We start from the raw sequence: 11,035 nt of genomic DNA on the forward strand, positions 1-11,035 counted from the left end.
CCCACGAACCAGAGATTCCAGCTTTCCTTTTTTCAGTATGACTGGAAAAAGGAAAGCTGGAATCTCTGGTTCGTGGGCGGCATCACGCTCGGGGCGCTGCTCGTGCTGTTGTTTTTGAACAACGGCGAGCCGGTGGACCTGAACCCTGCTACCATCGCCGCCTTGCGTAAAAACGGCGTGCAGGAGTTCGACGAACTGCTGCCCGGCGACATCTTCAACTGGGGCAATGCCTTCAGCGGTACGGGCCTCCTCTTTTTCGTAGCCGGCGGATTCATGGTGGGCTTTGGCACGCGCTACGCGGGCGGTTGCACATCCGGCCATTCCATCTACGGCATTGCAACGCTGCAATGGCCTTCCCTGGTGGCTACGCTTTGCTTTATGACGGGCGGCTTCACCATGTCCAACCTTATTTTACCACCTCTCATGCGCTGGCTGCTCTTATGAAAAACCTGAAATTCCTCATTGCCGGGATGCTTTTCGGCATTATCCTCGTGAAGGCGGAAGTGATATCCTGGTTCCGAATCCAGGAAATGTTCCGGCTCGAATCTTTTCACATGTACGGCGTCATAGGCAGCGCTATCGTTACCGCCATGCTGGGCGTGATGCTCATCAAAAAGATGGGCTGGCGCAGCATGAACGGGGAGGAGATCGTAATCCGGAAGAAACCCTTCAACCTGGGCAATATTATCGGCGGACTGATCTTCGGACTGGGCTGGGCTATTACCGGCGCATGCCCCGGACCGCTCTTCGCGCAGATCGGCAGCGGTTTCACCGTGGTGATCGTTACCTTGATCAGCGCCACTGCGGGCACCTGGGTGTACGGTTTGCTGAAAGACCGCCTCCCGCATTAATCCTGCTTGCCCGTTTGGGTTGAATACGTGCTTTCGAAGATTTTGTCCGCATTGTTGGCTTCGAAGCCCTCGCGCCGGTGCTCCCTGCGGATATCGGCAGGCGCCAGCTGCGCGAACTGTGGCAACACCCTTCTTTCCGCGAACTCCACATACGAACCGGCGATCTCATGCTTTTCGCCGCCGGCGAACTCCGCTTCGATCATCCGCGCTACGGTGCTGCTTTGCAGCAACGCATTATCCGGGCTGGTCTTTATCTTCCCGCCGGAATCGTTCAGGCGGAAGCCTTCCTTCTCCAAAAACTTATTGAAATCCGCTACGGTATTATATCCTGTGGGTAAATTATGTACGCTTACGGTAAAGTGGTTGAGGTAATAACGGTTGTAAATTACCCATCCCGCATACTCGCTTTCCGCCGCCAGCTGCTGGAAATCGGCATAAGTAGGCGTGCGCCATAAACCGCTGTGGAGGAAATGGTCCACGGCGGCAGCATCGTCGAGGTTCAGGGCATTCACCGGGTCGGAAGTTACTTCGTCGGTATAACTGTGCATGAGCTGCTGCGCGGCAGGGGAGAGGTCTTTCACGCGGAGCTCGGAAATGAAGATCCGCGGGAAATTATCGGAAGGTGGCGCATACCAATATGCATCCAGTTTCTTTTCTGCGAACTTGTAATAATCCATTTTACGGTAGCCGTAATGGAGGAATATTTTCTCGAGCGACTGTATGCCGAGGTGCGGCACGCCAAGGGTCCGGAAAGCGATGTGATCGTTTTCGATGTCTGTGGCTTTCGCGATGATGCCTTCGCGGATCATGGCTTTGATGATTGCGCCCACGTCCGGGACGCGCTCCTGGTAACGGCTCATCAGTCCGTTCAATACTGTTTCCAGTGTTGTCATCAGCTTGGATTTTGTAAAAATGTTTGGGAGATATGCGGATTGCGGGGTAAACGCAGGCTCATGGCACGTGCGAGCAGGTGCTCCGCAGGTACGATAAAAGGGAAAGTTGTATGTTAATCATCGCATTCACGGAAGCGAATATAACAAAAGCCGGGGAATTTTACATATGGGCTCACCAGGGGCTCAGTAGTGCTACAGTACAGATACCGTACTGCAACCGTAGTAACTGAGTATTTTAACTAAAGAATTAGTAGCGAAGAGGATATAAAAAGCCGTATCGGGGAGGATACGGCCTTCAGGTATTTTACTGCGCGATTTATCAGTATTGCTCGTTGTCGTTCGGGAAATCCTTCGCTTTTACGTCGCTGATATAGTTTTTGGTAGCGCCGAGGATTTCGTCGTACAGGTTGAGGTAGCGGCGGAGGAAGCGGGGTTTGAACTCCTTGTTGATGCCCAGCATGTCGTGCATCACCAGCACCTGGCCATCCACGTATTTGCCGGCGCCGATGCCGATGGTGGGGATGGTGAGGGCTTCTGAGACCTTCTTACCCAGCTGGGCGGGGATTTTCTCCAGTACGATGGCGAAAGCGCCGGCTTCCTGGAGGAGCATGGCGTCGCGGATAAGCTTGTCGGCCTCGGCATCTTCCGTGGCGCGCACGGCGTAGGTACCGAATTTATATATGCTTTGCGGCGTAAGCCCCAGGTGGCCCATCACGGGACCCCCGGCGCTGATGATCCTTTTCACCGATTCGATGATCTCTTCGCCGCCTTCGATTTTAACACCGTGGGCGCCGGTTTCTTTCATGATCCGGATCGTGGAAATAAGCGCTTCTTTGGAATTGCCCTGGTAAGAGCCGAAGGGGAGATCCACCACTACGAAGCTGCGCTTGATGGCGCGAACCACCGAGGCGGCGTGGTAAATCATCTGGTCGAGGGTAATGGGAAGGGTGGTTTCATGACCGGCCATCACGTTGGAAGCGGAATCGCCTACCAGGAGGATGTCTATGCCCGCGTCGTCGAAAATACGGGCCATGGAAAAGTCATATGCGGTCAGCATGGAAATCCTCTCTCCGTCCGTTTTCATCTTTTGCAGCACATGCGTGGTGATGCGCTTGATTTCTTTATTTACAGCAGACATTGCAGTACGTATTTACGCCGGGCCCCATGCCCGAAGCGGCACAAAGGTTGGAATATTTACCGGATTTGCCTACATTTTTTTGACCTACGGCACGGCCATGGCGGAAATCTCTTTGTAGAGGGCGCGCACCAGCCCGTCGGCCAGTCCGATCTTGGGAACGAAGATCTCCTGGATGTCGGTCCACCGCATTACATTCACGTATATCTGCAACGCAGGTACGATCACGTCTGCACGGTCTTCCCGGAGGTTATAGAGATGGATGCGCTCTTCCACCGTAAAACTGCTGAATTCCTTGTAATAATCCTTCAGCTGGTCCAGCGTCAGCGGCTTGCCTTCTTTCTTTTTGGATAATGAAAACACCTTGTTGATGTTGCCGCCGGAACCGATGGCTACCACCTGGTTGTAGCCTTTGAGGTTTTGGCGGAGGAATTCCTTCATCTGCTGCCAGTGGTCTTCTTCCACCTTGCCCTGCAGCAGGCGGATGGTGCCAATGTTGAAAGATTCTTTAAAAATGAGGCGGTTGCCGTTGAAGAACGTCAGTTCCGTGCTGCCGCCGCCTACGTCGATATAGAGATACCCCCGCGTTTTGTCGAGGTTCTCGGCGATGTGGTTTTCGTAAATGTAATTGGCTTCTTCCTGCCCGGTGATCACCCGGATCTCCATGCCTGTTTCCCGCTTCACCCTTTCCAGTATTTCCGCGCCGTTCGATGCATCGCGCATGGCGGAAGTGGCGGCGGTTTTGAGGTATTTCACCTCGTAAACGTCGAGCAGGAGCTTGTAGGCTTTGATGGTGTTGACGAAGCTCTCGGCCCTTTTGGCGGAAATGGCGCCGGTGGCGAACACGTCCATCCCCAGGCGCAGGGGTACGCGCACCAGGTTCACTTTGGTGAAATCCATTTCTCCGTTTGCTTTGGGCGACGCTTCCGTGATCAGGAGGCGCGCCGCATTCGATCCTATATCTATGGCTGCAAGCTTCATTCCGACATCAGGCGGTTTTGGTGTACCGATGCGTCAAATATAGGATTTGTCGTGCAGATATTTGAAAATCTCCAGCTGTGCCCGGACTTTCCGGCCGGGCGTGTGCTTATAGGCGTTCTGCTGTTCGTTGTCGAGGATGCGCACCTTCACGTTGCTTAACAGCTGTATGTTCAGTATCTCGATCAGTTCCTGCCGTATCACGGGGTCCACCACCTCCGCCGCGGCTTCCACGCGGTGGTCGAGGTTGCGCGTCATCCAGTCCGACGACGCGATGTACACCTTCTCCTGCCCGCCGTTATGGAAAACAAAAACCCGCGCATGCTCCAGGTATTCGTCCACAATACTGATGGCTTCGATATCCTTCTTCCATTTCTTGTTCGACGTATAGGCGCAGCAGATGCCGCGGATGATGAGCTTCACTTCCACGCCCGCGCGGGCTGCTTCATAAAGCTTCTCGATCATGATATCGTCCGACAGCGAGTTCATCTTCAGCGTGATCGCTGCGGGCTTCTTATGGCGCGCGTTGCGGATCTCCCTGTCCATGAGGCGAAGGTACGATTTGCGCATGTTATGCGGGCTCACCAGCAGGGTTTTGCACTGCAGGAGAATTTTCTCGTCGTGCCGGGGGCTTTCCAGGTAGCGGAAAATGCGGTTGATGTCGGCCATGATGCCGCGGTCGCTCGTCAGCAGGCAATGGTCGCCGTAAACTTTGGCGGTGCGCTCGTTGAGGTTCCCCGTGCTAACGAAGCCGTATTGCACGGTGGAGTTCCCGCTGCGTTTCTTGATCACGCAGATCTTGGCGTGCACCTTCATTCCCGGTACCCCGTAGATCACTTTCACGCCTTCTTCCTCCAGCCTTTCCTTCCACTTCAGATTGGCTTCCTCATCAAAGCGCGCCCGCAGTTCGAGCACAACCGACACCTGTTTGCCGTTCCGCACGGCATTGATGAGCGCATTGATGATACGGCTGTTCTTGGCAAGCCGGTAAGCGGTGATTTTGATGGTCGTCACCAGCGGGTCCATCGCCGCTTCGCGGAGCAGGTCGATGATGGTATCGAAAGAATGGTAAGGCGTATGCAGCATCACATCCTGTTCGCGGATCACGCTCATTACGCTCGGTACGTTCTGGAACAGGGGATGGATGAGGGTTTTGCGGCGCATGCGCTCGCGGGTAAAGACTTCATCCGGAAAATCCATGAAGTCTTTGAAGTTATGGATACGCCCGCCGGGCAGGAGGTTGTCCTTTTTCGAAAGGCCCAGGCGGCGGATGAGGAATTCGAGGAGGTACGGATCGATCTGGTGATCGTATATAAAACGGACCGGTTTGCCCTTGCGGCGGGCTTTCAGGCCTTTTTCCAGCTGGTGGATGAGCGGCGTGGCGATGTCGTTGTCGATGTCGAGCTCGGCATCACGCGTCACCTTGATGATGGAAGAGCTGAACTTATCGTACCCGAAATAGGAAAAGATATGCGGCAGGTTGAAGCGGATGACGTCTTCCATCAGCATAATATCGTGCTCGCCTTCCTTGCTGGGCAGGATAAGGAAGCGGGGCAAAACGGTGGTAGGGATTTCGATCAGTGCATACGTCTGACGCACTGAATTATCTTCCTTCGCCAGCACCACGGCGAGATAGATGGATTTATCGCGCAGATAGGGGAGGTTGGGAATGGATTCGATCATAAGCGGGATGATGTTGGTGCGCACTTGATCGTTGAAATAGTTCTGCACGAATTTCTGCTGCTCGCGGTTGAGTTGTTTTTCGGTATGCAGGAAGATGTGGTCGCGTTTGAGCTCTTCTTCGATTTCTTTCCAGATACGGTCAAACTCCTGCTGCTGCGCGATCACCGTGGCCTGGATCTCTTCGAGGATCAATTCGGGATTGTCTTCCAGGTGCATGCGGGCGCTGCGGCCGAATGCGACCATGCGCTTGAGCGTGGCAACGCGCACACGGAAGAACTCGTCGAGGTTGTTGGAAAATATGCCGAGAAAGCGGAGCCTTTCGTAGAGGGGCACGGTAGTGTCGGCAGCCTCCTGCAAAACCCTGGCGTTGAACGAGAGCCAGCTGATATCCCTTACAATCGTTTTCTTTTTCGCAAAAGCCGTCTTTAGTTTCGTCGTCTTCTTCACCGGTTTGTTTTTAAGGGGCGCCGGTAATATGGCGGCGGTAGAGTCGGATCTCATAAATGCACATGATTTTGGAGCGTTGGCAGGGCCAGTAAAAATGAATGGCAAAAATGAGGAAAACCCGGGCGCCAAGTATCCGTGCCGTGTTAACTTACCATTAAATTACGCATTTCCGGCATCAATTGTTGCCGGAGCGGGAGGATGGGCGCATGAAAAACGGTGATCCCGGCAGTGTTGTCAGGGGTTTTCGGTTCCGGACTTTTTGTTGTAAACAGGAATGGCGGCCATGCTGCCGAGGCCAAGCACGAGCATGAGCGCCGTCTGCGCCAGCCAGATGATCCAGCCGAAAGCGAAGCCGATGGTGGCGGAGATGCCGTAAAGGATGAGGATTTGCTGCACGATGTACTGGTACGCACCGATCCCGCCCTGCGTGGCGATCATGCCGATGCTGCCGAAGGCGAGGATGGAAAGCGCTGCTTTAACGCCGAGCCCGATCGTTTCTTCGAGGCACCAGAATGCGATGTAGACCTGCGAGAAATACAGGAACCACATCAGAACGGTATAGAATAGGAACCAGCCCTTGCCGCGCAGCTTGCCGACAGACAGGATACCTTCCACGATGCCGCGGAGCAGGTTGCGGAAAGAAATACCGGCCTTGGTGTGCCGGAAACGGCGCAGGAGCCAGGCGGCGAGCGCAATAAAAGCAATGCCCCCCAACGCTATAATCCCCCAGGTAGCCATCGGTACCCCGGTAAACTTACCGGATAAAGGCACCCAGATGTATTCGTCCACGAAAGCACCGACCACATCCACCTGCACCAGCACGGTCACCGTCAGCAGGATAATGAGGCACAACAGGTCGATGGCGCGCTCGGCGATCATGGTGCCCACGAGGCGGTCGACCGGGATCTTTTCGTACCGCGACAGCACCCCGCAGCGCGCGACTTCGCCCAGCCGCGGAACGGCCAGGTTGAGGAGGTAGCCGATCATCACGGCGAAAAACGTATTGAGTTTTTTGGGAGCGTACCCCAGCGGGGTAAACAGGAGCCGCCAGCGGATGGCGCGCACCCAGTGGCTGGCGAAACCCAGGATCATGGCGGGGACCAGGAGCCAGTAATTACCCTGGCGCATGGCATCCTTGATCTCGTTGACCTGCTGTGGCGTGAACCCGCGCACCGTCCACCAGATGATTAATATACCGAGGCCGAGAAAAACAGCGAATTGCAGGAATGTTTTAAGCGATTTCGGCATAAACCAGGGGAGGATGAGCGGGTTGCGGATTATAATTTATTGCCTTCCTTCGGGAAAACAGCGATGGGAACGAAGGTTTTGGCGGCTTCGAAATCCATCGTGGCGTAGGAAATGATGATGACGATATCGCCCACGGCAACGAGGCGCGCGGCCGGACCGTTCATGCAGATCACGCCGGACCCGCGTTTGCCCTTGATAATATAAGTTTCGAGGCGCTCTCCGTTATTCACGTTCACGACCTGCACTTTCTCATTGGCGATCAGGTTGGCTGCATCCATCAGATCTTCATCGATGGTGATGCTGCCCACGTAGTTCAGATTGGCTTCCGTGATAACCGCGCGGTGAATCTTGGATTTTAATACTTCGATCAGCATATTTCTGGTGTAGTCCGCAAAGGTAGAGGAATTTCCTTTAAATAACCTAGCCGCCGAGGGTCATATTGTCAATCAACCGGATATCTCCCAGCCTGGCTGCCACGAGAATAGCCATGAGACCGTCTTCCGGCGCCTCCAGCAACCGGAGGTCGTTCCCGGAGGCCAGCTCCAGGTAATCCGGCTCGAATCCGGCGGCTTTGAGGCGCGTTAGCCCTTCGGCCTGCAGCTCCGCGAATGGGCGGGAACCGAGGTTATCTTTCACCCATTGCAGCGTGCGGCTTATTTCCACGGCGGTGGTCCGCTGTTCGGGTGTGAGGCGCATGTTGCGGCTGCTCATGGCGAGGCCGTCGTTCTCCCGCAGGGTGGGACAGATATGCAATTGTGTATTTATGCCGGTAATCTCCAGTAACCGTTTGATAATCATGCATTGCTGAAAATCTTTCTGGCCCATGAAAAGGTCGTCGGGCTGTACGGCGTCCAGTAACTTATGGACGATGATGCCTACGCCCTGGAAGTGATTGGGGCGGTATGCGCCTTCCAGCACGGATTCGATATAGCCGAAATCGTAATGCGGGTGTGCCGCTCCGGGCCCTTCGGGGTACATTTCTGCCACGGAAGGGAGGAAGAGATAGTCGACGCCGGCGGCGGTGAGGAGGAGGATATCCTGTTGGAGGGTGGACGGGTATTTTTCGAAATCTTTCGGGTCGTTGAATTGGGTGGGGTTGACGAAGATGCTTGCCACCACGATGTCTGATTGTTGTTTGGCCGATTGGATGAGGGAGATGTGTCCTTGATGGAGGGCGCCCATGGTGGGGGCGAATCCGATCCGTTTTCCTGCCTTTTTTTCCTGTCCCAGCGCCTGCCCGAGATCCGCTACCCGCTTGAATAAGTACATAAACCTTTGCTTAAAAGGATGTTAAAAGTGACAATTTGGCCAGTATTACCTAAAAATTTCGTAGTTTTGCATGCCAAATTAAAAATAACTGCATTAATAATCAGCAATAAATGTCCACAAAGAAAAGAATTCTTTTTATTGCCCAGGAAATGTCTCCGTATCTGGACTTAACAGAGTATGCGGACATGGTCAATAAAATGGCGATCAAGTCGAATGAGGCGGGCCTGGAGGTGAGGGTTATCATGCCGAGGTTTGGTAGTATCAACGAACGCAGGCATCGGTTACATGAAGTGGTAAGGCTTTCGGGTATCAACATCGTTATTGACGGTGATGATTATCCGTTGATCATCAAGGTGGCCTCGCTCCCCAATGCGCGGCTGCAGGTTTATTTCCTGGACAACGAAGATTATTTCAAGCGCAAGAACGTGTTTGCCGACGACGACGGCACGTTTTTCGACGACAACGCCGCCCGGATGGTATTTTTCTGCAAGGGCGCATTGGAAACCGTGAAGAAGTTCGGCTGGCCGCCCGACATTATTCATTGCAGCGGCTGGATGACCTCCATGATACCGGTTTACCTCAAAACCGCGTACAAGAAGGAGCCTGTATTTTCGCAAACGAAGACGGTTTTCTCCATGGAGCCCAACAGCTTTAAGGACAAACTGGGCGCAACCTTCGTTAAAAAGGCGATCATCAGCAATCAGATCAAGGAAAAAGACCTGGAATTGTATAAAGAAGGCACCAATGCGGCCCTGAACCGCGGTGCCGCAAAATACGCCGACGCCGTGATCATGGCAGGAGAGAAGGTGGACAAAAAGACCATAGAGGAAGTGAAGGCGGAAAAAGGCAAGATTATTTTGCCTTACAAAAAGGATAACGAAGACCTGGCGGACTACCTCCAGTTATATCACCAGCTTTTAGGCGTAAAATAAGTCCGGGAAAAATTAAAAATGAAAAGTTAAAACTGTGGGCGGGATGACCGTTTTATGGGCAAACTTTTTATTTTTAATTTTTCTATTTAGTTAGTCAACAAACCGAACAAACCAATTACGTGAAGATTCAATTCAGGACCCTGGGCTTCGCCGCCGCCTGCCTCGCCGCCCTTTACGCCTTTACAGGCTGCAACGAGGCCACCATTCTCGGCAAGGAACTCATCCCCGGCTCAGACAAAGTTGTGGTAAAAGATACCACTATCAACAACCTGATTACGCTCAACATCCTCCGGACGGATTCCAGTCTTCGCAGCGGGGGAGGTTATTACCAGGGCGCACTCGGAAGCATCACGCAAGATCCCATTTTCGGTAAATCCCATGGCTTTGTATATACCCAGCTGGCCCTGCCCAATTCCGAGTTTACCTTTGAAGGCACCGGCTGGAGCCTCGATTCCGTGGTACTTTATGTAGGTGCCGACACCGTTTGGTATGGCGCCAACGGCCCGCTCAACGTGAACATCTACCGGATGAACGAGCCCAACTTCAAAATCGATACCAGCTACGTCTACAATCAACCCCGTTCCTACGATCCTTCCAAACTGGTAGGTTCGGCCACGATTTACCCGGTATACCCGAAAGACTCCCTGTCTATCTATGGCACCAAATACGCCCCCCAGCTCCGCATGCGCCTCAACCCGTCTTTCGGGCAGGAACTGATGCAGCAAAGGGCCGACGGCGCCTTCAAGAACGACAGCGCCTTCCGCGCATGGCTCGTAGGCCTGGCCATCGTTCCCGACACCATGTCCGGGAACACCATGCTTTACACCAACCTCAACAGCGGCGATACCCGCCTTACCGTATACTACAAGAATTCCGAGAAAGATTCGCTCATGGCGAACTTCAAGTTCGATACGTACGGCTCCGGCCACGCCAACTACTTCAACCGGAATTACACCGGCACGGAAGTGGCCAACCTGGTTAATACCAACAACCCCGCAGGCGACAATATCGTATACATCCAGGAATCACCCGGCGTCTATACCAATATCCAGCTGCCCAATATCGCGGAAGTACCCAATGCGGTGGTGAATAAAGCCGAACTGGTCATCACCGAGATCAACAGCGGCTCCGCCGGGATGGACAATATCTTCACCGAACCTTCGCGCCTCATGCTGCGCCGGTACGTGACGCACGACAGCCTTGCCTTCCTGGTGGATTACGGTTTGTCTTCCAACCCCGACCTCGCCTATTTCGGCGGTAATAAAATTGTCATTAGTGACCTGGGCCCCTTTAAAGTTGTACAATATAAATTTAATATTGCACGGCATATCCAGCTTGCCCAGCAGAAGAAGATCGACAATTCGGTGCTGAGGCTGGAAGGCTGGTCCAGCAGGATGATCGACTTACCGCGCCTCAAAGCAGGCGGCGGCAGTGCAACACCTCCGGCCAACGTTAAACTCAGGATCATTTACACAGAATTATAATCTAGCTCTCATGCCTTACTTATTTACATCTGAATCCGTATCGGAAGGGCATCCCGACAAGGTAGCCGACCAGATATCGGACGCTCTGATCGATAACTTCCTCGCATACGATCTT

12 protein-coding genes are annotated in these 11,035 nt (G+C 53.6%); 5 read left to right on the forward strand and 7 right to left on the reverse strand.

The window, feature by feature from the left end; all coding sequences use genetic code 11:
• Nucleotides 1–444, forward strand: a 444-nt coding sequence (locus Q0510_RS05470; RefSeq protein ID WP_298708986.1) for a YeeE/YedE thiosulfate transporter family protein, incomplete at its 5' end; no start/stop codon positions are given.
• A complete protein-coding gene (locus tag Q0510_RS05475) occupies nucleotides 441–851 on the forward strand; it encodes a DUF6691 family protein (RefSeq protein WP_298708987.1) in 411 nt (136 codons plus the stop codon). The genes Q0510_RS05470 and Q0510_RS05475, both read left to right, overlap by 4 nt.
• Here the strand turns inward: Q0510_RS05475 and Q0510_RS05480 are convergent.
• The 7 genes from Q0510_RS05480 to panC all read right to left on the reverse strand — a co-directional run bounded on the left by Q0510_RS05480 (nucleotide 848) and on the right by panC (nucleotide 8,504).
• The gene (locus Q0510_RS05480) at nucleotides 848–1,744 is read right to left on the reverse strand and encodes a DUF1338 domain-containing protein (RefSeq protein ID WP_298708988.1); all 897 of its coding nucleotides are present in this window, start codon (nucleotides 1,742–1,744) and stop codon (nucleotides 848–850) included. The genes Q0510_RS05475 and Q0510_RS05480 overlap by 4 nt on opposite strands.
• Before the next feature lie 319 nt (nucleotides 1,745–2,063).
• Nucleotides 2,064–2,882 (reverse strand): 3-methyl-2-oxobutanoate hydroxymethyltransferase, encoded by an 819-nt coding sequence (gene panB / locus Q0510_RS05485; protein WP_298708989.1) that lies wholly within the window; start codon nucleotides 2,880–2,882, stop codon nucleotides 2,064–2,066.
• A gap of 84 nt (nucleotides 2,883–2,966) precedes the next feature.
• A complete protein-coding gene (locus Q0510_RS05490; protein ID WP_298708990.1) occupies nucleotides 2,967–3,860 on the reverse strand; it encodes an exopolyphosphatase in 894 nt (297 codons plus the stop codon).
• A 33-nt stretch (nucleotides 3,861–3,893) separates the two neighbouring features.
• A complete protein-coding gene (gene ppk1 / locus Q0510_RS05495; RefSeq protein ID WP_298708991.1) occupies nucleotides 3,894–6,041 on the reverse strand; it encodes a polyphosphate kinase 1 in 2,148 nt (715 codons plus the stop codon).
• 180 nt (nucleotides 6,042–6,221) lie between these two features.
• A complete protein-coding gene (locus Q0510_RS05500) occupies nucleotides 6,222–7,235 on the reverse strand; it encodes a lysylphosphatidylglycerol synthase transmembrane domain-containing protein (protein ID WP_298708992.1) in 1,014 nt (337 codons plus the stop codon).
• 29 nt (nucleotides 7,236–7,264) lie between these two features.
• Nucleotides 7,265–7,609 carry an aspartate 1-decarboxylase gene (panD, locus tag Q0510_RS05505; protein WP_298708993.1) on the reverse strand — a complete coding sequence of 115 codons (345 nt, stop codon included), beginning with the start codon at nucleotides 7,607–7,609 and terminating at the stop codon, nucleotides 7,265–7,267.
• A 46-nt stretch (nucleotides 7,610–7,655) separates the two neighbouring features.
• The gene (gene panC, locus Q0510_RS05510; RefSeq protein ID WP_298708994.1) at nucleotides 7,656–8,504 is read right to left on the reverse strand and encodes a pantoate--beta-alanine ligase; all 849 of its coding nucleotides are present in this window, start codon (nucleotides 8,502–8,504) and stop codon (nucleotides 7,656–7,658) included.
• Between the two features lie 110 nt (nucleotides 8,505–8,614).
• On the opposite strand from panC, the gene Q0510_RS05515 reads away from it, so the two are divergent.
• From Q0510_RS05515 to Q0510_RS05525, 3 genes are all read left to right on the forward strand, one after another.
• Nucleotides 8,615–9,436, forward strand: coding sequence for a glycogen/starch synthase (locus Q0510_RS05515; RefSeq protein WP_298708995.1), 822 nt, complete (start codon nucleotides 8,615–8,617; stop codon nucleotides 9,434–9,436).
• A 119-nt stretch (nucleotides 9,437–9,555) separates the two neighbouring features.
• The gene (locus Q0510_RS05520) at nucleotides 9,556–10,920 is read left to right on the forward strand and encodes a DUF4270 family protein (RefSeq protein WP_298708996.1); all 1,365 of its coding nucleotides are present in this window, start codon (nucleotides 9,556–9,558) and stop codon (nucleotides 10,918–10,920) included.
• A gap of 10 nt (nucleotides 10,921–10,930) precedes the next feature.
• On the forward strand, nucleotides 10,931–11,035 hold a 105-nt coding region (locus tag Q0510_RS05525), incomplete at its 3' end, for an S-adenosylmethionine synthetase N-terminal domain-containing protein (RefSeq protein WP_298708998.1).

Origin of the sequence: uncultured Chitinophaga sp., from assembly GCF_937874145.1 — a bacterium.
Taxonomy (GTDB): domain Bacteria; phylum Bacteroidota; class Bacteroidia; order Chitinophagales; family Chitinophagaceae; genus Chitinophaga.

Excerpts from the sequence above, each read along its gene's own strand:
- Q0510_RS05475 (WP_298708987.1), top strand. The coding sequence starts at position 441 with ATGAAAAACCTGAAATTCCTCATTGCCGGGATGCTTTTCGGCATTATC.
- Q0510_RS05480 (WP_298708988.1), bottom strand. The coding sequence starts at position 1,744 with ATGACAACACTGGAAACAGTATTGAACGGACTGATGAGCCGTTACCAG.
- panB (WP_298708989.1), bottom strand. The coding sequence starts at position 2,882 with ATGTCTGCTGTAAATAAAGAAATCAAGCGCATCACCACGCATGTGCTG.
- Q0510_RS05490 (WP_298708990.1), bottom strand. The coding sequence starts at position 3,860 with ATGAAGCTTGCAGCCATAGATATAGGATCGAATGCGGCGCGCCTCCTG.
- ppk1 (WP_298708991.1), bottom strand. The coding sequence starts at position 6,041 with ATGAGATCCGACTCTACCGCCGCCATATTACCGGCGCCCCTTAAAAAC.
- Q0510_RS05500 (WP_298708992.1), bottom strand. The coding sequence starts at position 7,235 with ATGCCGAAATCGCTTAAAACATTCCTGCAATTCGCTGTTTTTCTCGGC.
- panD (WP_298708993.1), bottom strand. The coding sequence starts at position 7,609 with ATGCTGATCGAAGTATTAAAATCCAAGATTCACCGCGCGGTTATCACG.
- panC (WP_298708994.1), bottom strand. The coding sequence starts at position 8,504 with ATGTACTTATTCAAGCGGGTAGCGGATCTCGGGCAGGCGCTGGGACAG.
- Q0510_RS05515 (WP_298708995.1), top strand. The coding sequence starts at position 8,615 with ATGTCCACAAAGAAAAGAATTCTTTTTATTGCCCAGGAAATGTCTCCG.